This window comes from Bradyrhizobium sp. BRP19 (assembly GCF_020194195.1).
Taxonomy (GTDB): Bacteria; Pseudomonadota; Alphaproteobacteria; order Rhizobiales; family Xanthobacteraceae; genus Bradyrhizobium; species Bradyrhizobium yuanmingense.
Genome location: NZ_JADYVZ010000004.1, coordinates 390,562 through 413,023, shown reverse-complemented (window position 1 = coordinate 413,023; position 22,462 = coordinate 390,562). Strand labels below are relative to the sequence as shown.

Sequence of the window (22,462 nt, the reverse complement as noted above, 5' to 3'; positions counted from 1 at the left end):
ACAGACCCCGGGCGTCAGGACCACACGCTTTTGCCGTCCGCGGACGTCCCTCCCCAGACAGTCGGAAGCTCGCGCGTGCTCGCCCCAATGCCGAAAAGAAACGCTGTGACCGCGCCGTGTCGTACCGCGGATCGCGACGGCTCACGGGCCTCAGCCCGCCCTGCCACCCCGTCACGCGCCGGCGCTGCCGCGTCCATCGCATCCCGGCCTACGTATCGTGACGATCGCGAAACGTCCCTTTGACGGGCTGGGATGCGCTACGGTTTAACCGAAACAACGAATTCGGTCAATCAGAATATTTTGCACTCCCGCCCCTTGACCTGCATTTGGCGTGTTTTGCCCGACGGGCAGCGCGAGGGATTGGGGCGCAGACCACGAGCCATGGCGCTGAAAAATAGGCTCCGCTATCTCGAAATGCGTAGGATGGGTAGAGCGCTGCGAAACCCATCACGTTGCGTCATCGGCGGACAGGTTGATGGGTTTCGCAGACGCTCTACCCATTCCACGAGCTTGCTCGGGCTACAAGCGGACGCCGCGCACTTGGCTGAATGGCACCAGAACTGTAGATTGAACTGCCGCGAAACAAGCAAAACGGCAAGGTCGTTCATATTCGGAGCAGTTCGACTAAATGGCGCGCCCCTTCTTGATCGTCTTCGATTGGATTTGGCTCGCCCCCATTTTCGTGACAATGGTGGGCGGAGTATCTGCTCTGCGGACGCAAGGCCCACCATGGATCATCCACCTGTGCGTCTTTGGATGTTTGCTCGCAGCGTTGCCAGCGTTCATTGGTCTATGGAGCACAATAGATCCGGACGCCGCGGGTGAGCCGACAAACGCATTCACGGCGCTGCATTACCTCATTGTGATGGTGGGGTGTGGCCTTGCATACTCAATCTTTGCCTTGATGCTTTTCTTGAAGAGAAGGCGAATAGCCTGAGCATGGCAATCGGCGAACAGATGATGGGTTTCGCTGCGCTCTACCCATCCTACGAGCTAGCGCAGTGCAAGATGAACTTGGTGGCGGCGCGGCAGGGCCGGGCTCATGATCGCGTGTCCCCAAGCAGCAACGCCGCAAGCGTTGCTGCGCCGAGCCGGGATCCAGAAGCCACAGAGCACAACGCCCGCAATATGGGCCCCGGCTCAGCAGCGCACCACGCCGCGAAGACGCGTCGCGCTGCGCTGCGTCCGGGGCACGGAAGCTTTCTCTTTGTCTTTCATAGAACATGCCTTCGCGGTCTCGCGGCGCAGGCGCCCGAAGTTTTGCTGTCCGTTTCGCCCTCATCGAGAAGCAAGGGCGCAGGGAAGGCCGGGCGCCAGCCGGCACCCAAGGTCCGCACGCGACAAGACGCACGCGGGGTGACCACAGGTGATGCCGGAACATCCCGGCCTTCCCTGCGCAATGGTTTTACGGCTTATGGCGCGCTCTCCCCGGGGAGCGATGCACTATTGCCCCCGTCGCCTTGCGGATCACTGATGCGCGCACCCGGTCGGGCCGCTTCACCACCGCAAGCCTTGACGCACAGACCCCGGGCGTCAGGACCACACGCTTTTGCCGTCCGCGGACGTCCCTCCCCGGACAGTCGGAAGCTCGCGCGTGCTCGCCCCCAGTGCCGAAAAGCAACGCTGTGACCACACCGTGTCGTGCCGCGGATCGCGATGGCTCACGGGTTTGCCCGCCCTGCCATCCCGTCACGCGCGCGGCGCTGCCGCGTCCATCGCATCCCGGCCTACGTATCGTGACGATCGCGAAACGTCCCTTTGACGAGCCGGGATGTGCTGCGGTTTACCCGAAACAGCGAATTCGGTCAATCAGAATATTTGCACTCCCGCCACTTGACCTGCATTGGCGTGTTTTGCCCGTCGGGCAACGCGAGCATGGTGTGCGCCGCATCGCCTGGCCCCGTCCCGCCGCAGCCAAAGGCTGCCCCCGGCGTCTGGTTTGCCACCGACAGCCAGCGCAACAAACGAATGAGGTTCGTGGCCAAGAGCTGAGTCGACCATGTCCAATTCCAGCGCTTGCTACGGCCAGAAAGCAAGATGACAACTTGCGGCGATGGTGGCAGAATGATGACAGACGTGGTTTGAAGACTTGGCGACCAAGAACAACGAAGAGAATAGTTCGCCGCGGTCACGTTGTCCAAGGGAGGAGATGGCTCATGAAACGCATGTTTCTGGGACTGGTCGCCGTTGCCCTGATCGCTTCGGCGTTTGTCGTATCCACCACAACAGTCATGGCGCAGACGAAGGTGTTGAAGATGCAGGCCACATGGCCGGCGTCGCTCACGCTCTATGACAACTTCACCTATTTCGTCGATCGAGTGAACAAGCTGTCAGCCGGCGCGCTGAAGATCGAGGCGATGCCCGCCGGCCAGGTCGTGCCGGCGTTCGAGGTGCTGGACGCAACCAACAAGAAGGTGCTCGACGGAGCGCATGCGTGGGCCGGCTACTGGACCGGCAAGAACAAGACCGCGATCCTGTTCACCGGCGGTCCCGGCGGCACCTTCGGCATGGACTTCATGGACGTGATGGGTTGGCTCTATCACGGCGGCGGCCTCGAGCTTTACAACGAGTTTTATCAGAAGGAGCTCAAGCTCAACCTCGTCGTGTTTCCAATCCTGCCTGCAGGGCCGCAGGCGTTCGGCTGGTTCAAGAAGCCGATCCAGACGGTCGAGGACATGAAGGGCATGAAATGCCGCCAGACCGGCATGGCCGGCGAAGTGTGGCAGGCGCTCGGCTTCACGGTGGTCAACATGCCGGGCGGAGAAATCATTCCCTCCGCGCAACGCGGCGTGATCGATTGCGCCGAATGGGTCGGCGGCATCGAGGACATGCAGCTCGGCTTCCACAACGTCTGGAAGTATCACTATTCACCCGGCTTGCATGAGAACGTGACGGTCGGCGAGCTCGTCATCAACGGCGATGTGTGGAAGGAGCTCAGCCCGCAACATCAGGAGATCATCAAGTCGGCGGCCAACGAGACATTCCTCGTCTGGTGGACCAAGTGGCAGCGCCAGAACGCCGATGCGCTGATTGAGATGCAGCAGAAGCACGGCGTACAGATTCTCCGCACGCCGACGGAGATCCTGCTGGCCTTCATCAAGAAATGGGACGAGATCGCGGCCGCCGAGGGCGCCAGGAACCCGTTCTTCAAGAAGGTGCACGACTCGCAGAAGGCGTATGCCAGCGCTGTGGTCCCGTACAAGAGGTCTTACTTCCCGCCATACTCCTTCATGGCGAACTACTACTTCCCAACCGAGAAATAGGACTTCCTCCGAGGGCGGCCGATTTGACCGCCCTCAATTCGCACGCAGGCGGCCTGCTTTGCGCCGCACGAATGATCGGCGAAAGGGGCGAGGCATGGCTGAGATAACAGGCGGGCAGCCACCGGCGCTTCTGGCTATCATCAGGATGATCGACGGCTTCACCGACCGGACCGGCACGATCATCTCATGGCTCTCGGTGCCGCTGGTTCTCGCCGTCGCCTATGAGGTTGGGGCGCGTTACCTGTTCAACGCGCCGACCATATGGGCCTACGACGCAACCTACATGCTCTACGGCTCGCTCTTCATGCTTGGCGCCGCTTACGCGCTGCACAAGGGTGCTCATATCCGTACCGACTTCTTCTGGGAGAAGTTCTCGATCCGTAGGAAGGGCTGGATCGATACGATCTCCTATGTCGTCTTCTTCTTCCCGAGCCTGATCATGCTGTTCCTGATCAGCTGGAACGAATTTCACTACGCCTGGCTGATCAACGAGACTTCGGACCAGACTCCCTGGCGGCCCGTGCTGTGGCCGTTCAAATTCGTCGTGCCGCTCGCCTGCCTCCTGCTGCTGGTCCAGGGCGTGTCCGAGTTGATCAAGAGCATCTACATGGCGCGCACCGGCGTCGAGCTGGAGCATAAGGAGAAAGTCGAGATATGACCGCAGAAGCGCTCATCGGCCTCATCATGCTGCTGGTGCTGCTGGGCGCGATCTTCATCGGTGTGCCGATCTCGTTCACGTTGCTGTTTCTCGCCTTCTCGTTCGGCTACTGGGGCATGGGCGGGACGGTCTTCGAGCTTGGTTACTTCCAGACCATCGGCATGATGAAGGAAGAACTTCTCGCCGCCGTACCGCTGTTCATCTTCATGGGCTTCATCACCGAGCAGGCGGGACTCATGGAGCGCCTTTTTACGGCGTTCCGCATGCTGCTTGCGCCGGTGCGCGGCGCACTCTTCCTCGTCGTCATCCTGACCTCGACCGTGTTCGCGATGGCGACAGGCATCGTCGGCGCAGCCGTCACCGTTCTTGGCATCATGGCATCGCCAATCATGACGAAGGCGGGCTATGATGCCAAGCTTTCAGCGGGCACCATCACGGCGGGCGGCACGCTCGGTATTCTCATTCCCCCGTCGGTCATGCTGATCGTGATGGGGCCGGTGCTCGGGGTTTCGGTCGCCGATCTCTATGCTGCAGCCTTCGGACCGGGCTTTCTGCTGGCCGGCGTCTACATCATCTATCTGATGGGCCGCTCCTTCATCAATCCCAAGCTCGGGCCGCCAGTGCCAAAGGATGAGCGGATCTACTCCGCTGGATACATTGCACGCGAGGTGGCCGTCGGAACGCTGCCGCTGCTCGGGCTCATCACGGCGACGCTCGGCTCGATCATCGGGGGGCTTGCGACGCCGACGGAGGCCGCCGGCATCGGCAGCGTCGGCGCGCTGATCCTGGCCATCGCATATCGCAGGTTCTCGCTCAGCGGACTGCAACGGGCGCTGATCTCGACGATGGCGACGTCGAGCATGGTCCTCCTGCTGGCGGTCACGTCGAACATTTTCGGTGCGGTGTTCGCCCGCCTTGGCTCAGCGAACTGGATCACCGAGACGATGCTCGGCCTGCAGTTGCCGCCGAGCCTCATGCTGATTGTCGTGCTCCTTCTCATTTTCCTGCTGGGGTGGCCGTTTGAGTGGCCGGCCATCATCCTGGTGTTTCTGCCGATCTTCTATCCTGTCGTGAAAGGCATGGGCATCGACCTCATATGGTTCGGAGCGTTGGTTGCGGTGGTGCTGCAGACCGCTTTCCTGTCGCCGCCCGTCGCCATGTCAGCGTACTATCTCAAGCAGGTGGTCAAGGGCTGGAGTCTCGGAACGATCTACGCTGGCATGTTCCAGTTCATGGTGCTGCAGGTGATCTGCGTTGGCCTGATGATTGCCTTCCCCGGCATTGCGACCTGGTTCCCGCACACGCTGCATGAAGCATCTCGCAGCCAGGTGATCCCGGAGGAGTACAGAAAAATCCTGGAACAGCAGAAACAAGCACCGTCCCTGGAAGACGAGGACTGGTTGACACCAAAAAAGAAGTAGCCCGCGCGATTGAGTCCGCGACGGCGCCACACGGCTCCGCTCTGCCGCCGAACGCCGACGTTGAGGCGACGTCCTAAGCCGGCACGATCACCTTGCCGATCGGCCAGAGCGCGATGCCGGCGAGCTTCAGATGGGCCCAGGCGAACGGGATGCCGATGATGGTGACGGCGAGGACGAGCGCGGTCAGGAGGTGACCGAGTGCGAGCCACCAGCCGGCGAGCACGAACCAGATGATATTGCCGATCACCCCGAGCGGGCCGGTGCCGATATCCTCGACGCCGGTGACATCGTAGCGGTTGACCGCCCGGGAGCCGAACGGCAGCAGCGTGTAGACGGCGATGTTGAACGCCGCCCGCGCCCAGGGCAGGCCGATGATGGTGATCGCCATGACGATCGCGGCGATCAGCCAGCCGAACGCCATCCAGGCGCCGCCGATGAGGATCCAGAGGATGTTGAGCAGGATGGAAACGGGGGCCATGGGACGATCCGGAGGTGGATGATCCCATCCATATAGGCTCGGAATTTGTCCGTGCTAGGACGCTTCCAGCGCGCGGGGCGTAGCCCGGATGGAGCGAAGCGTAATCCGGGATGATCTTTCCACGGCGAGAGATCCCGGATTACGCTTCGCTCCATCCGGGCTACGAAGTAGCTAGATCTTCCGCCCCGCCTGCTCCCAATAGGGATCGCGCAGGCGGCGCTTGAAGATTTTTCCGGAATCTTCGCGCGGCAGGCCGGTGCGGATCTCGATGTGCTTGGGCACCTTGTAGTCGGCCAGATGCGCCTTCAGCGCGGCGCGGACATTGGAAGCAGCGAGCGTGACCCCGGGTTGCGGCTCCACCACCGCCATCAGCGCCTCGCCGAACTCGGCGTCGGGGATGCCGAACACGGCGCAATCATGCACGCCGGGCACCGCATGCAGCACGGATTCGATCTCGGCCGGGTAGATGTTGACGCCGCCTGATATCACCATGTCGCGCTTGCGGTCGCAGATGAAGACGTAGCCGTCTTCATCGATATAGCCGACGTCGCCGGAGGTGATGAAGCCGTCGCGGTCGATCTCGGCGCGCTTCTCCGGCTTGTTGTGATAGGTGAAATCGGCCATCTCGGCCATGCGCGAATAGATCTCGCCGATCTCGCCGACGCCGAGTACGCGTCCGTCGTCGCCGATGAAGCGCAGCTCGGCGCCCGGCGAGATCTTGCCGACGGTGCCGGGCTTCTTCAGCGCATCCTCGGAGGTCGCGAAGGTCACGGCGCTGGATTCGGTCGAGCCGTAGAACTCGTAGATCACCGGCCCCCACCATTCGATCATGGCGCGCTTGACGTCGGCCGGGCACGGCGCGGCGGCGTGGATGACGTGGCGGAGCGAGGAGACGTCGTACGTCCTGCGCACCTCCTCGGGCAGCTTCATCAGGCGGATGAACATGGTCGGCACCATGAAGATGGTGTCGATCTTGTAGTGCTCGATCGCCTGCAGGAATTCCTCCGCCTCGAAGCGCGGCATCAGCACCAGCACCCCGCCGAGCTTGCCGGCGCGGATGCCGAACGAGTTCGGCGCGGAATGATAGAGCGGCCCCGGCAGCAATGCGCGGGCGCCGGCCTTGAGCCCATAGATCATCGCACGCATGCGCTCACCGGCAGCCTGCTGCTCCGGCGTCGGCGCGTTACGGCGGACGCCCTTGGGATGGCCTGTCGTGCCCGACGTGTAGATCATGTTCATGGGCTGCGGCACGATCGGGCCGTCATAGGGCGGGTGTTGCGCGAGCCAGGCTTCGAAGTCGATCGCGAAGTCCGGCTTCGTCAGATGATCCGGATCGATCTTGTAGTTGGAGCGGATTTCCGGCGGCGTCGGCACACTGAGCACGGTGACTCCCTCAGGAATCGCATCGCGCAAACCGTGCAGCATGTCGGCATGAGCGATCAGGACGGCGGTGCCGGAATCCTTCAGGATGTAGATGATCTCCTCCGGTTTGAAGTGCCAGTTGATCGGCACGCCATAGGCGCCCAGCCGCATCGCGGCGTAGGCGGCTTCGAGGAAGGCGATGTCGTTGCGCATCAGCATGCAGACGCAATCGCCCTGGCGGACGCCGATCTTGGCGAGGCCGGAGGCGATGCGGTCGGCGCGCTCAGTGACCTCGCCGTGAGAGCGGCGGCGCTCGCCGGAGACGATGCCGAGGAAGGGGGACGTTTGGCTCATTGTTGTTTTTCTTTGTTGTTGTTTGTGCCGTCATTTCGGGTCGATGCGCAGCATCGAACCCGGAATCCATTTCACAGCGAACGATGCGGCTCGATGGATTCCGGGCCTGCGCCTACGGCGCATCCCGGAATGACCCAAAGCTAATCCGCAAAATTCGGCGCGCGCTTTTCCAGATTGGCGCGCACGGCCTCGGTCTGGTTGGGGCTGCCGATCAGCTTCTGCTGCTCGACGGATTCGGCGAGCAGCGCCGGGCCCGGATCGACCGAGAGATTGTTCAGCATCCGCTTGGCCGCGCGGATCGCATCGGGGCTTTTCCCTGCGATCTCGCGCGCGACATCAAGCGCCGCAGCGCGCGGATCGTCGCAGATGCGCGTGGCGAGGCCGTAAGCCAGCGCCTCCTGCGCCGAGAAGATCCGTCCGGTGTAGGTGAGATCGCGCAGGATGTCATCGCGCACCAGCGAGGCCAGGATCGGCGTGCCAGCCATGTCGGGCACGAGGCCCCATTTGATCTCCATGATCGACATGCGCGCATCCGAGCTGAGAAAGCGCATGTCGGCGCCGAGCGAGAGCTGGAAGCCGCCGCCGAAGGCGACGCCGTGCACGGCCGCGATCACAGGCATCGGTAGCTGGCGCCAGCCCCACACCGCCTGTTGCGCGAAGTTGGCCTTGCCATAGGTGCGCACCGTGAGATCGCGATTTTCGCCACCCGGAATTCCGTTGCCACCCTTCTCCTTCATGGCGGCAAAACGCCCCATGTCCAGCCCGGCGCAGAAGGCGCGGCCTTCGCCCGAGAGCACGACGGCGCGCACGCCCTTCGCCTTCGACAGCCGGTCGGTTGCGGCGACGAGGGCCTCGAACATGGGCTGATCCAGCGCGTTCATCTTGTCGGCGCGCACCAGGCGCACATCGGCGACGCCTTCCGAGATCGAGATCGAGACGCGATCTTCCATGGACGAATTCTCCCCTAGTTCCTGCCTGTTCTTGTTCAGTGCCGCTTTACAGGACGCCGGCGGCCGGATTTAGTCAATCGACCAATTAACTGACAATCCCTACGGGGGAAACAGCCATGTTCAAGGAAAATCTTCTGGCCGGCCGGCGCATTCTCGTGACCGGCGGCGGCACCGGTCTCGGCAAATCGATGGCGGCGCGCTTTCTCCAGCTCGGCGCCGAGGTGCACATTTGCGGTCGGCGCAAGATCGTGTGCGACGAGACCGCAACCGAGCTGATGGATCTGTATGGCGGCCGCGTCACCAGCCACGGCGTCGACATCCGCAACGCGCTTGCGGTCGAGGAGATGATCGAGAGCATCTTCCGCGATGGCCCCCTCACCGACCTCATCAACAATGCCGCGGGCAATTTCATCTCTCGGACCGAGGAGCTCTCGCCGCGCGGCTTCGATGCGGTCGCCAACATCGTCATGCACGGCACGTTCTACGTGACACATGCGGTCGGCAAGCGCTGGATCGCGGACAAGCAACCCGGCAACGTGGTCTCGATTACCGTGACCTGGGTGCGCAACGGCTCGCCCTACGTGGTGCCGTCGGCGATGAGCAAGTCGGCGATCCATGCCATGACGATGTCGCTTGCGACCGAATGGGGCCGCTACGGCATCCGCCTCAACACCATCGCGCCGGGCGAGATCCCGACCGAAGGCATGAGCAAGCGCATCAAGCCCGGTGACGAAGCCGGCGCGCGCACCAGGGCGATGAACCCGATGGGCCGGGTCGGCACCATGGAGGAACTGCAGAACGTCGCGGTGTTCCTGATCTCCGGCGGCTGCGACTGGATCAACGGCGAGACCATCGCCATGGACGGCGCCCAGGCGCTCGCCATGGGCGGCAACTTCTACCAGCTCCGCGACTGGAGCGACGACGACTGGAAGACCGCGCGCGAGAGCATCATGGCGCAGAACGAGAAGGACCGCGCGAAGCGGGGATGACGGCGCATTGCAAATGCGCGGACATGTAAGGGGCTGACGTTTTCACCACGCCCCCAGTTGTCGTCCCCGCCTAGTGCGCAAAGCGCACGGGGGCGGGGACCCATAACCACAGGGAGCAGTCGTGGCGCGAGACAGGTAACTGCGTGTCTTCGCCAAACAACTTCCTGTGGCTATGGGTCCGGATCTGCGCGCGCTTGAGGCGCGCGCTTGTCCGGGACGACAGCGGAGCCCATCTTGTCTTCACCGGCGGATGACGCCACACTCCCGGGCATAAAAACAAACGCCTGCGGGAGAAACATGTCCATACAGAAACTGGCGAACCTCGCCGACATGGTGCGCGAGCGTGCAAAGAGCCGCGGCAGCGCCATCGCCTATGAATTCGAGGGCCGCACCACCAGCTTCGCCGAGTTCGACATCAAGACCAACAAGGTCGCGAACGCGCTCCTCGCAATGGGCGTAAAGAAGGGCGACCGCATCGCCTATCTCGGCAAAAACAGCGACATCTATTTCGAGCTCCTGATGGGGGCGATGAAGACAGGCGTCGTGATGGCGCCGGTGAACTGGCGGCTAGCAGGGCCCGAGGTCGCCTTCATCGTCTCAGATTGCAAGGCGCCGGTGCTGTTCGCCGGGCCGGAGTTCATCACTCAAGTGCGCCAGATCAGGGAGCAGATACCAAGCGTGCGCACCGTCATCACCACCGAGGGCGGCGCGCCGGAATGGCCGGATTTTACGGCATGGCGCGATGCGCAGAGCGGCGATGATCCGAAGGTGCCGATCGACACCACGGACATCGCGATCCAGCTCTACACGTCGGGCACGACGGGCAAGCCGAAGGGCGCGATGTTGTCGCATGCCAACTTCCTCAACCTGGTGCAATCCGGCAATGCCGAGGACAAGCCGGAGTGGAACCGGTGGTCGACCGATGACGTCTCCCTGGTGGCCATGCCGGTGTTCCATATCGGTGGCTCCGGCTGGGGCGTGATGGGACTTTATCACGGCGCCCGCGGGGTGATCGCACGCGAGTTCGACCCGACCAAGGTTTTGGATTTCTTCGAGCAGTCGGGCATCACAAAACTGTTCATGGTGCCGGCGGCGATGCAGTTCGTGGTGCGGCAGCCACGCGCCAGGACGGTCGACTTCTCGCGGCTGAAATACATGCTGTACGGCGCCTCGCCGATTCCCGCAGCGCTGCTGAAGGAATGCATCGAGGTCTTCAAATGCGGCTTCGTGCAGCTCTACGGCATGACCGAGACCACCGGCACCATCGTCGCGCTGCCGCCGGAGGATCACGTCGAGGGGCTGGAGCGGATGCGCTCGGCCGGCAAGGCGCTGCCGGGCGTCGAGATCGCGATCCTGGATCCGGACGGCAAGCCGCTGCCGCCGCGGCAGGTCGGCGAAATCGCAACGCGCTCGGGCTCCAACATGGCCGGCTACTGGAACCTGCCGGAGGCGACCGCATCCACGCTGCGCAGCGACGGCTGGCTGCGCACCGGCGATGCCGGCTACATGGACGAGGACGGCTATCTCTACATCCACGACCGCATCAAGGACATGATCATCTCCGGCGGCGAGAACATCTATCCGGCCGAGGTCGAGAGCGCACTGTGCGACCACCCCGATGTCGCGGAAGCCGCCGTGATCGGCGTGCCCGACGACAAATGGGGCGAAGCGGTGAAGGCGGTGGTGGTGATGAAGCCCGGCACGCAGGCGACCGCCACCGAGATCATCAACTTCACCCGGACGCGCATCGCCGGCTACAAGACGCCGAAGAGCGTGGAATTCCTGCCTGCGCTGCCGCGGAATCCGTCTGGCAAGATCCTGCGGCGGCAGCTGCGCGAGCCGTATTGGGCGGGGAAGGATCGGCGGGTGAATTGATCCGCGGTGCCGTAGGGTGCGTTAGCCGTAGGCGTAACCCACCTCTTTGCAATCCACGCGGATGGCGCTGGTGGGTTAAGCCCTGCGATCGCGCTTCGCGCAATCGCAGCGCTAACCCACCCTACGATAGCGGTGCGAGCGTCTAATGCTTCCCCGGCCCCATATACCCGAACAGGAATCCCGCCACTTTCCGCATCTGGATCTCCTCGCTGCCTTCGGTGATGCGATATCTCCGGTGGTGGCGGTAGATGTGCTCGAACGGCTTGTGGCGTGAATAGCCCATGCCGCCATGGACCTGCATGGCGCGGTCGGCGGCCTCGCAGCAGAGGCGGTTTGCCCAATAATTGCACATCGAGACCCGGTCGGACAGGGTGCGCTCGATTTGCTCCTCGTCGAGCTGGTCCATCTCCCAGGCGGTCTTGCGGATCAAGAGGCGCAGCATCTCGGCTTGCGTGGCGAGCTCGACCAGCGGGAACTGGATCGCCTGGTTCTCGGCCAGTGCCTTGCCGAACGGTTTGCGCTCACGCGCGTATTTCACACTCTCGTTGATGCAGTAGACCGCGGCGCCGAGTGAGCTTGCCGCCTGGCGAATGCGGTTCTGGTGCACGAAGCATTGCGCCAGCGACAGGCCGCGGCCGACCTCGCCGAACAGCGCATCCTCCGGCACGAAGACGTCGGTGAAGCTGACACGCGGATGGTCGGTCGGCATGTTGAAGGTCCACATGTACTCCTCGACCCTGACGCCGGGACTCTTGGCCGGCACTAGGAAGCAGGTGATGCCGCGGGCGTCGCCATCGTTGCCGCTGGTGCGCGCGAACAGCGCGCAGTGCGTGGCGACGTGCATGCCGGTCGTCCACATCTTCTCGCCGTTGATGATCCAGCCCTTGACGTTGTCGCGGGTGGCTGCCACCGCGCGCGTCTCCATGTGGGTGGCATCCGAACCGTGATGCGGCTCGGTCAGGCCAAAGGTGATGCGGTACTTGCCCTTAATGGAGCCGTCGATCATCGCCTTCTGGTCGTCGCGGCCGTAGCGGTCGAGCATGGTGACGACGGGGAAGTTGCCGACGATCGAATGCTCGTTCTGGAGGTCGTTGTGCAGGCCGAGACCCCTTGCGGCAAAATGCTCGCGGATCACGGCCATCCAGAGGTTGGAGCCGTCCTTGCCGCCGTATTGCTTCGGCACAGGAAAGCGCAAATGCCCGGCGGCATCCGCAAGATCCTTGGCCTTGCGCAGCAGCGCCTCCCATTCGTGACGCGGCAGGCCGCCATTGTCGAAATCGGTGCGCGCCCATTCGCGGCGATGGTCGAAGAAGCGGATGTTGTCGTCGGCCCGTTCCAGCGGCTTGATCTCGCGTTCGATGAAACGGTCGAGCTCTCCGAGATAGGCGACGAGATCGGCAGGCAATGAGAAATCCACAGGTTCTCTCCCGGATTGATTTTATCGTTTTGCGTTAAGGCGCTGGGCGCATTCTTGCTTGGTGCGATTAAGGTGAGAAGAGCGCGTGCAAGTCAAGCAAGCCGAGATGTGAGGAGCGCAAGGCGCGCCCGCGCAATTCGATGGTGCTCTGGCGCACCCGCACGGTAGTATGGGGCCAATATTCCTTTGAAAGAAAATCCGGGAGCGCGCGATGGAGCTGAAATTCTCAAAGGTGGAACGCAAGGGGCCGATCACGATCGTGACGCTGTCGCGGCCCGAGGTCTACAACGCGCTGCACACCGATGCGCACTTCGAGCTTCAGAAGGTGTTTGACGATTTCTCCGCCGATCCCGAGCAGTGGATCGCGATCGTCACGGGCAGCGGCGATAAGGCGTTCTGCGCCGGCAACGATCTGAAGTGGCAGGCAGCGGGGGGAAAACGCGGCTGGGACAAGGGCGGCTTCGCCGGCCTCACCTCACGCTTCGACTGCGACAAGCCGATCATCGCCGCGGTGAACGGCGTTGCCATGGGCGGCGGCTTCGAGATCGCGCTCGCCTGCGACCTCATCATCGCCGCGGACAACGCGACCTTCGCCCTGCCCGAACCGCGCGTCGGCCTTGCCGCGCTCGCCGGCGGCTTGCACCGGCTGCCGCGCCAGATCGGGCTGAAGCGCGCCATGGGCATGATCCTCACCGCGCGCCATGTCAGCGCCAAGGAAGGGCTCGAGCTCGGTTTCGTCAACGAGGTGGTGCCGCAGGGCGAGGCGCTCGCGGCCGCGCTGCGCTGGGCCGAGATGATCGCCAAGAATTCGCCGATGTCGATCCGGGCCTCGAAGCAGGCGATTCAGAAGGGGCTTGGCGTGTCGCTGGAGCAGGCGATCGCGGAGCAACGCGATTATCCGGCCGTGCAGGCGATGGTCGCCTCGCAGGATTACATCGAGGGCCCGAAGGCATTTTCCGAGAAGCGGCCGCCGAAATGGGTGGGGAAGTAGGAAACGGGTCTCCCCACTCGTCATTCCGGAGCGCGCCGACAGGCGCGAGCCCGGAATCCATTGAGCGACAGAACGTGCGGATGAATGGATTCCGGGTTCGTCGCTTCGCGACGCCCCGGAAGGACGGCGGAGAGAGGAGCGCCCCCTCTCTCAACACTGTCATTGCGAGCGTAGCGAAGCAATCCAGGCTGCCCAGCAGAGACAGTCTGGATTGCTTCGTCGCAAGGGCTCCTCGCAATGAGGGGGAGAGACCTACCCGCTTCGTCCTAGTTCGCGCTTGTACGAGGCATAATTCGGCTGATCGACCGCCAGCTTGTCCATCGTGGTTGCCCACAGGTGCTCGGCGAGGCCTGGGGTCGCGAGATCCATCTCCCCGCTCGCGATGCGATGTGCGAGAACACGGTTGAGCTCCATGACCGAGCCGTCGATGCCGAGCAGCGCGCGCAGGCGCTCCACCTCCTTCGCATCGCTTCCCTCCTCCCGCGTCAGCTGCCGCGTGACGAGGTCGAGGATGTTGATGGCGACGCGCAGCTTGAAGGCTTGGTGGCCGGAGATCAGCGGCGTGATGTCGCTGCGGAGGAAATCGGCAACTGCCTTGGTCAGCTCGATCGGGGTCGGCTCGTCCTGCATGTGTCAGCTCCCGCGCGGCGCCAGAAGCCGCAACAGATCGATCTCGGTCTCGCTGGCGCGGCGGCCGATCATGGCGCGCTCCATGGAATGGTCGGGCCCCTCGCGAAAGCGCTGCATCATGCCGCCGCACATGATGCCCCAACGCAGCGTGCCCATCACCTCCCAGAACTTGACACGGTCCGGATCGACCTTGCGGCCTGCGGCCTCATAGCCGGCGAACAGCTCCTCGCGCGTGCCAAAACCGCCGACGGGCTTGTCGATCTCGCCGAAGCGCCAGGAGTTCACGCAGACCCAGCCGAGGTCCTCCATGGGATCGCCGAGATGGGCGAGCTCCCAGTCGAGCACGGCGCGAACGCCATCCGCGCCGATGATGAGATTGCCGTTGCGGAAATCGCCGTGCACCAGCGTGGTCTCGGCCGAGGGACCCGGATCGCGGTCGCGCAGCCAGCGCAGCGCCAGCTCGAACACGGGCTTGGGCCAGTTCAGGCTGCGATAGTCGCGCTCGAACTCGGCGATCTCCTGGGTCGCGCCCCTGTTGCGCAGCGCAGGCAATTTTTCCTGCGGTAGCCTGTGAAGGCCCGCGAGGATGCCACCGATCTGCCGCGCCAGATGCGGCCGCGCCGCCGCGTATTCCTCATCGCGAAGAATCTTGCGCGCGATGGTCTCGCCCTCGACCCGCTGCATGATGAAGCCGGTGCCGAGATCGTCCTCCGGCGTGAGCACATGCATCACGCGGGGCGACGGCACGCCGGCCTCATAGGCGAGCTGCATCAGCTGCGCTTCCGCGCCAAGGCCAGCCGCACGGGTCGGCGCGGCGCCATAGCCCTTTGGCGAGCGCCGCAAGATCGCGCCGATCGGCCCGTCGGGATGGGTGATGTCGAAGCGCCAGGTTTCCTGGCTGGCGCCGCCCGACAATTTAGCCGCCCCGGTGACGCCGGTCGCCCCTTTGCACCAGCGCCGGACGCTGCGTGAAAGCGCCGCCTCGATCATTTGCCCTTGAACTGCGCGGGCCGCTTCTCGAGGAAGGCGCCGACGCCCTCGCGGAAATCCTCGGTGTCGCCGGCGCGGAGCTGGCACTGGAATTCCAGATTGAGCTGATCCTCGAAGGAATTTTCCGGGCTGTCCCAATAGAGCTTGCGGATCAGCGACAGCGCCACGGTCGGCCCGCTGGCGAGATCGCGCGCCAGCTTCATCGCTTCCTCCATCAAGTCGCCGTCATCATAGACGCGGTTGACAAGGCCCCATTCCAGCGCCTTCTCGGCCGGCAAGCGCTCGCCCATCAACGACAATTCGATCGAGCGCGCGCGGCCGACGAGGCGCGGCAGCAGCCAGGTCGAGCCGCAATCCGGCACGAGGCCGATGCGGCGGAAGGCCTGCAGGAAATAGGACGAGCGCGCGCATAGGATCATGTCGCCGAGCAGCGCGAAGCTCATGCCGGCGCCGGCGGCCGGGCCATTGACCGCGGTGACGATCGGGCAGTGCAGGTTGCGGATGCGGCGCAGGAAGGGATGAAAGCCGGTCTCCAGCGTAAGGCCGGCCTTGGTCTTCTTCGCCTGGTTGTTGCGGCCTTGCAGATTGGCGCCCGTGCAGAACGCCCGCCCCGCACCGGTCAGCACCACGCAGCGCACCTCGTCCTTCTTCTCCTCGATCGCATCGAGCGCCTCGGAAAGACCGCCCAGCATGTCGACGGAGACCGCGTTCATCACCTCCTGATGGTCGAGCTTGAGGATCGCGACCGAGCCATCGAAGTCGAGCGTGACGTGTTTGAACTGCATGGTTTCCTCATCAGTTGCGGCCCGCACCAGTTTCGCAGGCCGGAATTCGTTTTGCCGGGGCGCATATTTGATTTTTGGCGCGGTCTTGTCCATGGTGATCGGAGCATAGCAAGCAATCTTGTGCGCAGCGGCTGATGCGCCGCAGTCAAAAAACAGGAAACGCGCCATGAATCTCTTCGACCTTTCCGGCCGCGTGGCCGTGATCACCGGTGGCAATGGCGGCATCGGGCTCGGTATCGCGCAGGCGCTCGCGGGCCAGGGCTGCAACGTCTCGATCTGGGGCCGCAATGCTGACAAGAACAAGGCCGCTGCCGCGAGCATGGAGGGCCTGTCCGGCACGGTCGACAGCCGCGTCTGCGACGTCACCGATCCGGCCTCGGTCGCTTCAGCGATGAAGGCGACGCTCGACACCTTCGGCCGGGTCGATGGCTGCTTCGCCAATGCGGGCATCGGCGGCGGTGGCCGGCGCGCCTTCATCGAGCGCACCGAGGAAGAATGGCGCACGATGTTCGCGACCAATCTCGACGGCGTGTTCCACGCGTTCCAGGCCGCCGCCAAGCACATGACGGATCGCGCCAATGCCGGCGATCCCTTTGGCCGGCTGGTCGCGACCTCGAGCCTCGCCTCGATCTTCGGCACGGCGCGCAACGAGCATTATGCCGCGACCAAGGCCGCCATCAACGCGCTGGTGCGCGCGCTCGGCGTCGAGCTGGCACGTCACGGCGTCACCGCCAATGCGATCCTGCCGGGCTGGATCAAGAGCGACATGACCGCAGGGCTCATGGCGAACGACAAGTTCGTAGCCAACGTGATGCCGCGGATTCCGATGCGGCGCTTCGGCGAAGCCTCCGATTTCGGCGGCATCGCGGTGTATCTGATGAGCAAGGCGTCGTCGTATCACACCGCGGATACGTTCGTGATCGACGGCGGCTATACCGCGTTTTGATTCTCGTAGCCCGGATGGAGCGCAGCGAATCCGGGACGGCCAAAAGCAAGCAAGACCCGGATTTCGCTCTGCTCCATCCGGGCTACAACACTGAGGGAACGGGCAAATGTTTTCACACGTCATGATCGGTACCAACGACCTGGACAAGGCCAAGGCGTTCTACGACCAACTGCTCGGCACGCTCGAGGTGCGGCCGGCCAGGGTCGACGGCCACCGCATCTTCTACATCACCAAGACCGGAGTGTTCTCGGTATCGAAGCCGATCAACGGCGAGCCGGCGACCTGCGCCAACGGCGGCACGATCGGCTTTGCCGCCAATTCGCCGGAACAGGTCGATGCGTGGCACGCGGCGGGCGTTGCAGCCGGCGCAAAATCGATCGAGGATCCGCCCGGCATTCGCCAGGGCCCGGGCGGCAAGCTCTATCTGGCCTACCTGCGCGATCTCGATGGCAACAAGATCTGCGCGATGCATCGGATGCCGGCTTAAGGCCGACCGGTCTCTCCTCATCATTGCGAGGAGTCCGTGACAAAACTGCGAAGCAATTTTGCACGGGTGCGACGAAGCAATCCAGACTGCCGCCGCGGTAAGATTCTGGATTGCTTCGCTACGCTCGCAATGACGGCGCCCTGGGGATCGGTGGGCGCTAGAGCTGACTTGCGCGTCGCTCCCATTCAAACAACATTTCAAACGGCCTTGCGATATTCCATCGCATGGCATGGCCTCACGCGTGAAAATGCGCCCTCGCACTTTGCCGGCGCTGCGACTATTCTTGGGCACAACACATTCTAGCGATCCCGGGAGGACCAATGACAAAACACACCTACATTCCCCGCACCACCAATTACACGCTCAATCCCGGCGACGAGCTCAACGACTTGCGGATGTCGGACCAGGTCCGGCCGCTTTACGATCACGTCAAGAAGTTCATCCGCGATACCGTCGAGCCGATGTCGATCGAGTTCGCCAAGGCCGGCGAGGGCAAGGAAGATCGCTGGAGCTTTACGCCGAAGCAGCTCGAGGTGCTGGAGAAGGCCAAGAACAAGGCCAAGCAGGAAGGCCTTTGGAACTTCTTCCTGCCCGATGACGAGACCGGCCAGGGCCTGAAGAATCTCGACTACGCCTATATCGCGGCCGAGCTCGGCAAGAGTCCGCTGGCCTCGGAGACCATGAACTGCTCGGCGCCCGACACCGGCAACATGGAGGTGCTGGAACGCGTCGGCACCAAAGAGCAGAAGGAGAAATGGCTGAAGCCGCTGCTCAACGGCGAAATCCGCTCGGCCTATGTCATGACCGAGCCGAACGTCGCCTCCTCCGACGCCAAGAACATCTCGACCACCGCGAAACTGGTCGGCGACGAATGGGTGATAAACGGCGAGAAGTACTACATCTCGGGTCTCGGCGATCCCCGCTGCAAGATCCTCATCGTGATGGTGAAGACCAATCCGGACGCGGCGCCGAGCAAGCAGCAGTCGCAGATCCTGGTGCCGCGCGACACGCCCGGCGTCGAGGTGCTCGGTCCCATGTACGTGTTCGGCCAGGACCACGCCCCGCGCGGCCACATGCACATGCGCTTCAACAATGTGCGCGTGCCGAAGGAGAACATCCTGCTCGGCGAAGGCCGTGGCTTCGAGATCTCGCAGCTCCGCCTCGGCCCCGGCCGCATCCATCACTGCATGCGCACCATCGGCAAGGCCGAGAAGGCGCTCGACCTGATGGTGCAGCGTGGCCTCACCCGTGAGGCCTTTGGCAAGAAGATCGCCCATCTCGGCGGCAACATGCAGATCATCGCGCAGGCGCGCTGCGAGATCGAGGCGATGCGGCTGATGGTGCTGAAAGCGGCGAAGGCAATGGACGTGCTCGGCAACAAGGAGGCTCGCGTCTGGGTCTCCATGGTCAAGGCCATGGTGCCCGAGCGCGCCTGCAAGATCATCGATCAGGCCATCCAGATGCACGGCGCCACCGGCATCTCGCACTGGACCCCGCTCGCCGAGATGTATCAGGACGTGCGGCACCTGCGCTTCGCCGACGGTCCGGACGAGGTGCACTGGATGGTGGTGGGCCGCCACGAGCTGAGCATGGCGTAAGGCGCCTTATCTCTTTCCCCTCTCCCCGCTTGCGGGGAGAGGGTGAGGGGGATTCTCCGCGAGGACGGTGACAGTCGGACTCGCGGAGAGCCCCCTCACCCGCCGCGCATTCCGCGCATCGGCCTCTTCCCGCAGGCGGGGAGAGGCGAAGAAAGCCGAGGAGCCCCAATGGACTACGCCGCCAGCGAGCTGACGCCACGCGAGCGCTACAAGGTGCTGACGTCCTTCATTCTGCCGCGGCCGATCGCGTGGGTGACCACGCTCGGGCCGACCGGCGTGGTCAACGCCGCCCCGTTCAGCTTCTTCAACGCCTTCTGCGAGGATCCGCCGCTCTGCATGTTCGCGGCCAACCGCAAGCCGAACGGCGAGGACAAGGACACGTTTCTCAACATCCAGCGCACCGGTGAATTCGTGGTCAACCTCACGGACGAGCCGCTGGCGCGGGCGATGCACGAGAGCAGCGGCGATTTTCCGCCTGAGATCAGCGAGCCCGATTATCTCGGGCTGAAGCTTGCGCCCTCGACGAAGATCGGGGTGCCACGGCTAGCTGACACGCCCTGGGCGATGGAGTGCAAGCTCTGGAAGCTGATCGACGTCAACGACGATCGCCGGCTGATCATGGGCGAAGGCCTCCACTTCCACATCCGCGACGAGCTCTGGGACGACAAGGCGATGCGGGTGCACATGGACCGCTATCACCCGATCGGCCGCATGTTCGCCGACCGTTACTGCCGCACCGATGACCGCGTGGTGTTTCCGGCGGCGGAGGGCATGAAGAAATAGGCCGCAGCAACGGTGCGCTCCCTCGCCCCATTCCTACGGGCCCGCGACGAGCTTGGCTCGCGCTGAGAGGGTTGGGGTGAGGGGCTTTCTCCACGCGCGAGACTGTCGAGGGACCTGTACCCCCTCACCCGAATTCGATCTGCGATCGAATTCGACCTCTCCCCGCTTGCGGGGAGAGGTGATGAACCCGTCAGCTACGTTGCGGGCACGAGCTTGTCCTGGGTCTTGGTCTCGAAGTCGCTCGCGTCGTGGCGCTCGTGGAGCTGGCTGGCGGGATCGCCGGAGACCCGGTTGACCATGCGGCCGCGCTTCACGGCGGGGCGCTGCGCAATCTGGTCGGTCCAGCGCTGCACGTTCTTGTAGTCCTGCACCGACAGAAATTCGCCGGCGCCATAGACGAGCCCCTTGGCGAGCGCGCCATACCAGGGCCACACCGCGATGTCGGCGATGGTGTAGTCCTTGCCCGCGAGATATTCGTTGTCGGCGAGACGCCGGTCGAGCACGTCGAGCTGGCGCTTGGTCTCCATTGCGAAACGGTCGATGGCGTATTCGATCTTGGTCGGCGCATAGGCATAGAAATGGCCGAAGCCGCCGCCGAGATAGGGCGCGCTGCCCATTTGCCAGAACAGCCAGGACATCGCCTCGGTGCGGGCCTTGACGTCCTTCGGCAGGAAGGCGCCGAACTTCTCGGCGAGGTAGAACAGGATCGAGCCTGACTCGAACACCCGGACAGGCTCGGGGCCGGAGCGATCCATCAGCGCCGGGATCTTGGAATTTGGATTGATGTCGACGAAGCCGCTGCCGAACTGATCGCCATTGCCAATCTTGATCAGCCAGGCGTCATATTCGGCGCCCTTGTGGCCGAGCGCCAGGAGCTCCTCCAGCATCACGGTGACCTTGACCCCGTTCGGCGTCGCCAGCGAGTAGAGCTGAAGCGGATGCTTGCCGACTGGCAGCTCCTTGTCGTGGGTAGGGCCGGCAATGGGTCGGTTGATGTTGGCGAATTGCCCGCCGTTCTCCTTGTTCCAGGTCCAGACTTTGGGCGGCACGTAAGGGGCATCGGTCATGCGGGGCTCCGGGCAAAAAGATGCGTCTGCATTAATTAGCCCGCAAACGGCCGATGACAAGGGCGCCGCAATGCATTGCCGGATGGGACAACTCTGCGTTTTGTCATGGCAGCCCCTCCCCTCCGTCATTCCGGGGTGCCCGCAGGGCCTGCGGCGCGCGGATAGAGCGACGTCTATACACAAGATGCCTCGCCAGATCCGGCATGTCATCGATCCGCTAGCGTCACTTTGCTTTGCCAGCGAAAGCAACGAGAATGCGAAGCCTGCCGCCGGGAGAGAGCCATGAAATCGCCGATCTGCGACATGCTGGGGATCGAATTCCCGCTGCTCGCCTTCAGCCATTGTCGCGACGTCGTTGCCGCCGTCAGCCGCGCCGGCGGCTTCGGCGTGCTGGGCGCGACCGTGCATACGCCGGACACGCTCGAGCGTGAGCTGACGTGGATCGATGATCACGTCGACGGCAAGCCTTACGGCATCGACGTGCTCATCCCGGAAAACATCTCGACAGCCGGCGAGAAGGACGTCACCTGGAAGAGCCTGGAAGCGCGCGTGCCGCAGGAGCACCGCAACTACACGCGCGATCTCCTGAAGAAGTACGACATCGAGCTGACCACCACCGAGGTCGCGGACAACCAGCCGCAGCCGTTCGACGGCAAGACCGCGCTTCAGCTGCTCGAGGTCTCCTTCAATCATCCGATCCGCCTGATCGCCAATGCGCTGGGCGTGCCGCCGAAGGCGATGATCGAGATGGGCAAGAAGCATGGCGTGCCGGTCGCAGCGCTGGTCGGCGCCAAGGAGCACGCGCTGCGCCAGGTCGCGGCCGGCGTCGACATCCTCGTGGTGCAGGGCACCGAGGCCGGCGGCCATTGCGGCGAGGTCTCGACCATGGTGCTGGTGCCGGAGGTGATCAAGGCGATCAAGCCGATCCGCGACGTGCCGGTGCTGGCGGCCGGCGGCATCATGACGGGACGGCAGATGGCGGCCTGCATGGCGATGGGCGCGGCCGGCGCCTGGACCGGCTCGGTGTGGCTGGCCACGGTCGAGTCCGAGACAAGCGAGATCTTTCGCGAGAAGATGATCGCGGCATCCTCGCGCGATGCGGTGCGTTCGAAGGGCCGCACCGGCAAGCCGGCCCGGCAGCTCCGCTCAGTCTGGACCGACGCCTGGGACCGCGCGCCGGATAGCCCGGGCGCGCTTCCGATGCCGTTGCAAAGCATCATTAGCCGCGACGCCTTCCATTCGATCGACCGAGCCGCCGCAAGCGGCAACGCCAAGGCGCGCGATCTCGTCAGCTATTTCGTCGGCCAGGGCGTCGGCCTGATCGACAGCGTGAAATCGGCGGGTGCGGTGGTACAGGAGTTCAAGCAGGATTTCGCCGAAGCCGTCGAGCACATGAATGCGCTGGTGGCGGAGTGACG

The 22,462-nt window shown here is 63.7% G+C and carries 20 protein-coding genes; 11 read left to right on the top strand and 9 right to left on the bottom strand.

Annotation, left to right across the window (positions count from 1 at the left end; translation table 11 throughout):
* Positions 1-1,805 precede the first annotated feature (1,805 nt).
* The gene (locus tag I6F36_RS16460; protein WP_225127317.1) at positions 1,806-2,141 is read right to left on the bottom strand and encodes a hypothetical protein; all 336 of its coding nucleotides are present in this window, start codon (positions 2,139-2,141) and stop codon (positions 1,806-1,808) included.
* Positions 2,142-2,156: 15 nt separating this feature from the next.
* Here I6F36_RS16460 and I6F36_RS16455 point away from each other — a divergent pair, with 15 nt between their 5' ends.
* The 3 genes from I6F36_RS16455 to I6F36_RS16445 all read left to right on the top strand — a co-directional run bounded on the left by I6F36_RS16455 (position 2,157) and on the right by I6F36_RS16445 (position 5,342).
* The gene (locus tag I6F36_RS16455; protein ID WP_036006206.1) at positions 2,157-3,263 is read left to right on the top strand and encodes a TRAP transporter substrate-binding protein; all 1,107 of its coding nucleotides are present in this window, start codon (positions 2,157-2,159) and stop codon (positions 3,261-3,263) included.
* Positions 3,264-3,357: 94 nt separating this feature from the next.
* Positions 3,358-3,921, top strand: a complete 564-nt coding sequence (locus tag I6F36_RS16450; RefSeq protein ID WP_085968941.1) for a TRAP transporter small permease subunit — start codon at positions 3,358-3,360, stop codon at positions 3,919-3,921.
* Positions 3,918-5,342 (top strand): TRAP transporter large permease subunit, encoded by a 1,425-nt coding sequence (locus I6F36_RS16445; protein WP_063710704.1) that lies wholly within the window; start codon positions 3,918-3,920, stop codon positions 5,340-5,342. The genes I6F36_RS16450 and I6F36_RS16445 overlap by 4 nt, the downstream gene beginning before the upstream one ends.
* Positions 5,343-5,415: 73 nt before the next feature.
* On the opposite strand, the gene I6F36_RS16440 is transcribed toward I6F36_RS16445, so the two are convergent.
* The 3 genes from I6F36_RS16440 to I6F36_RS16430 all read right to left on the bottom strand — a co-directional run bounded on the left by I6F36_RS16440 (position 5,416) and on the right by I6F36_RS16430 (position 8,486).
* Complete coding sequence (locus I6F36_RS16440) at positions 5,416-5,820, bottom strand: YccF domain-containing protein (RefSeq protein ID WP_036006208.1); 405 nt, start codon at positions 5,818-5,820, stop codon at positions 5,416-5,418.
* A 171-nt stretch (positions 5,821-5,991) separates the two neighbouring features.
* Positions 5,992-7,536 carry an acyl-CoA synthetase gene (locus I6F36_RS16435; protein ID WP_225171776.1) on the bottom strand — a complete coding sequence of 515 codons (1,545 nt, stop codon included), beginning with the start codon at positions 7,534-7,536 and terminating at the stop codon, positions 5,992-5,994.
* Between the two features lie 140 nt (positions 7,537-7,676).
* The gene (locus I6F36_RS16430; RefSeq protein WP_225171775.1) at positions 7,677-8,486 is read right to left on the bottom strand and encodes a crotonase/enoyl-CoA hydratase family protein; all 810 of its coding nucleotides are present in this window, start codon (positions 8,484-8,486) and stop codon (positions 7,677-7,679) included.
* A 116-nt stretch (positions 8,487-8,602) separates the two neighbouring features.
* Here I6F36_RS16430 and I6F36_RS16425 point away from each other — a divergent pair, with 116 nt between their 5' ends.
* Together I6F36_RS16425 and I6F36_RS16420 are read left to right on the top strand one after the other, a co-directional pair.
* The gene (locus tag I6F36_RS16425) at positions 8,603-9,475 is read left to right on the top strand and encodes an SDR family oxidoreductase (RefSeq protein WP_225145120.1); all 873 of its coding nucleotides are present in this window, start codon (positions 8,603-8,605) and stop codon (positions 9,473-9,475) included.
* Positions 9,476-9,772: 297 nt separating this feature from the next.
* Positions 9,773-11,350 (top strand): fatty acid--CoA ligase, encoded by a 1,578-nt coding sequence (locus tag I6F36_RS16420; protein WP_225171774.1) that lies wholly within the window; start codon positions 9,773-9,775, stop codon positions 11,348-11,350.
* A 142-nt stretch (positions 11,351-11,492) separates the two neighbouring features.
* Here the strand turns inward: I6F36_RS16420 and I6F36_RS16415 are convergent, their stop codons facing one another.
* Positions 11,493-12,767 (bottom strand): acyl-CoA dehydrogenase family protein, encoded by a 1,275-nt coding sequence (locus I6F36_RS16415; RefSeq protein ID WP_225171773.1) that lies wholly within the window; start codon positions 12,765-12,767, stop codon positions 11,493-11,495.
* 211 nt (positions 12,768-12,978) lie between these two features.
* On the opposite strand from I6F36_RS16415, the gene I6F36_RS16410 reads away from it, so the two are divergent.
* Positions 12,979-13,758: an enoyl-CoA hydratase-related protein gene (locus I6F36_RS16410; protein WP_225171772.1), complete on the top strand. Its 780-nt coding sequence runs from the start codon at positions 12,979-12,981 to the stop codon at positions 13,756-13,758.
* A 252-nt stretch (positions 13,759-14,010) separates the two neighbouring features.
* Here I6F36_RS16410 and I6F36_RS16405 read toward each other — a convergent pair whose 3' ends face one another.
* From I6F36_RS16405 to I6F36_RS16395, 3 genes are read right to left on the bottom strand one after another with little or no spacing between them, the layout of a single operon-like run.
* Positions 14,011-14,388 carry a DUF6285 domain-containing protein gene (locus tag I6F36_RS16405; protein WP_036016253.1) on the bottom strand — a complete coding sequence of 126 codons (378 nt, stop codon included), beginning with the start codon at positions 14,386-14,388 and terminating at the stop codon, positions 14,011-14,013.
* Positions 14,389-14,391: 3 nt separating this feature from the next.
* Positions 14,392-15,378, bottom strand: coding sequence for a phosphotransferase family protein (locus I6F36_RS16400; RefSeq protein ID WP_225171771.1), 987 nt, complete (start codon positions 15,376-15,378; stop codon positions 14,392-14,394).
* Positions 15,375-16,163 carry an enoyl-CoA hydratase/isomerase gene (locus tag I6F36_RS16395; protein ID WP_036016260.1) on the bottom strand — a complete coding sequence of 263 codons (789 nt, stop codon included), beginning with the start codon at positions 16,161-16,163 and terminating at the stop codon, positions 15,375-15,377. Before I6F36_RS16395 ends, I6F36_RS16400 begins: the two co-directional genes overlap by 4 nt.
* Before the next feature lie 166 nt (positions 16,164-16,329).
* Here I6F36_RS16395 and I6F36_RS16390 point away from each other — a divergent pair, with 166 nt between their 5' ends.
* The 4 genes from I6F36_RS16390 to I6F36_RS16375 all read left to right on the top strand — a co-directional run bounded on the left by I6F36_RS16390 (position 16,330) and on the right by I6F36_RS16375 (position 19,977).
* Complete coding sequence (locus tag I6F36_RS16390) at positions 16,330-17,109, top strand: SDR family NAD(P)-dependent oxidoreductase (protein WP_225171770.1); 780 nt, start codon at positions 16,330-16,332, stop codon at positions 17,107-17,109.
* Positions 17,110-17,215: 106 nt separating this feature from the next.
* Entirely contained in the window at positions 17,216-17,596 is a 381-nt protein-coding gene (locus I6F36_RS16385; RefSeq protein ID WP_109144469.1) for a VOC family protein, read from the top strand.
* Positions 17,597-17,916: 320 nt separating this feature from the next.
* Positions 17,917-19,194, top strand: a complete 1,278-nt coding sequence (locus tag I6F36_RS16380; RefSeq protein WP_036023003.1) for an acyl-CoA dehydrogenase family protein — start codon at positions 17,917-17,919, stop codon at positions 19,192-19,194.
* A gap of 168 nt (positions 19,195-19,362) precedes the next feature.
* On the top strand, positions 19,363-19,977 hold the full coding sequence (locus tag I6F36_RS16375) for a flavin reductase family protein (protein ID WP_036016244.1): 615 nt from the start codon (positions 19,363-19,365) through the stop codon (positions 19,975-19,977).
* 194 nt (positions 19,978-20,171) lie between these two features.
* On the opposite strand, the gene yghU is transcribed toward I6F36_RS16375, so the two are convergent.
* Entirely contained in the window at positions 20,172-21,044 is an 873-nt protein-coding gene (gene yghU, locus I6F36_RS16370) for a glutathione-dependent disulfide-bond oxidoreductase (RefSeq protein ID WP_225171769.1), read from the bottom strand.
* Between the two features lie 282 nt (positions 21,045-21,326).
* On the opposite strand from yghU, the gene I6F36_RS16365 reads away from it, so the two are divergent.
* A complete protein-coding gene (locus I6F36_RS16365) occupies positions 21,327-22,460 on the top strand; it encodes a nitronate monooxygenase (protein WP_225171768.1) in 1,134 nt (377 codons plus the stop codon).
* The last annotated feature ends 2 nt before the right edge of the window (positions 22,461-22,462 follow it).

Excerpts from the sequence above, each read along its gene's own strand:
- I6F36_RS16425 (WP_225145120.1), top strand. The coding sequence starts at position 8,603 with ATGTTCAAGGAAAATCTTCTGGCCGGCCGGCGCATTCTCGTGACCGGC.
- I6F36_RS16440 (WP_036006208.1), bottom strand. The coding sequence starts at position 5,820 with ATGGCCCCCGTTTCCATCCTGCTCAACATCCTCTGGATCCTCATCGGC.
- I6F36_RS16395 (WP_036016260.1), bottom strand. The coding sequence starts at position 16,163 with ATGCAGTTCAAACACGTCACGCTCGACTTCGATGGCTCGGTCGCGATC.
- yghU (WP_225171769.1), bottom strand. The coding sequence starts at position 21,044 with ATGACCGATGCCCCTTACGTGCCGCCCAAAGTCTGGACCTGGAACAAG.
- I6F36_RS16450 (WP_085968941.1), top strand. The coding sequence starts at position 3,358 with ATGGCTGAGATAACAGGCGGGCAGCCACCGGCGCTTCTGGCTATCATC.
- I6F36_RS16375 (WP_036016244.1), top strand. The coding sequence starts at position 19,363 with ATGGACTACGCCGCCAGCGAGCTGACGCCACGCGAGCGCTACAAGGTG.
- I6F36_RS16420 (WP_225171774.1), top strand. The coding sequence starts at position 9,773 with ATGTCCATACAGAAACTGGCGAACCTCGCCGACATGGTGCGCGAGCGT.
- I6F36_RS16430 (WP_225171775.1), bottom strand. The coding sequence starts at position 8,486 with ATGGAAGATCGCGTCTCGATCTCGATCTCGGAAGGCGTCGCCGATGTG.
- I6F36_RS16390 (WP_225171770.1), top strand. The coding sequence starts at position 16,330 with ATGAATCTCTTCGACCTTTCCGGCCGCGTGGCCGTGATCACCGGTGGC.
- I6F36_RS16385 (WP_109144469.1), top strand. The coding sequence starts at position 17,216 with ATGTTTTCACACGTCATGATCGGTACCAACGACCTGGACAAGGCCAAG.
- I6F36_RS16435 (WP_225171776.1), bottom strand. The coding sequence starts at position 7,536 with ATGAGCCAAACGTCCCCCTTCCTCGGCATCGTCTCCGGCGAGCGCCGC.
- I6F36_RS16380 (WP_036023003.1), top strand. The coding sequence starts at position 17,917 with ATGACAAAACACACCTACATTCCCCGCACCACCAATTACACGCTCAAT.
- I6F36_RS16445 (WP_063710704.1), top strand. The coding sequence starts at position 3,918 with ATGACCGCAGAAGCGCTCATCGGCCTCATCATGCTGCTGGTGCTGCTG.
- I6F36_RS16400 (WP_225171771.1), bottom strand. The coding sequence starts at position 15,378 with ATGATCGAGGCGGCGCTTTCACGCAGCGTCCGGCGCTGGTGCAAAGGG.
- I6F36_RS16455 (WP_036006206.1), top strand. The coding sequence starts at position 2,157 with ATGAAACGCATGTTTCTGGGACTGGTCGCCGTTGCCCTGATCGCTTCG.
- I6F36_RS16365 (WP_225171768.1), top strand. The coding sequence starts at position 21,327 with ATGAAATCGCCGATCTGCGACATGCTGGGGATCGAATTCCCGCTGCTC.
- I6F36_RS16405 (WP_036016253.1), bottom strand. The coding sequence starts at position 14,388 with ATGCAGGACGAGCCGACCCCGATCGAGCTGACCAAGGCAGTTGCCGAT.
- I6F36_RS16410 (WP_225171772.1), top strand. The coding sequence starts at position 12,979 with ATGGAGCTGAAATTCTCAAAGGTGGAACGCAAGGGGCCGATCACGATC.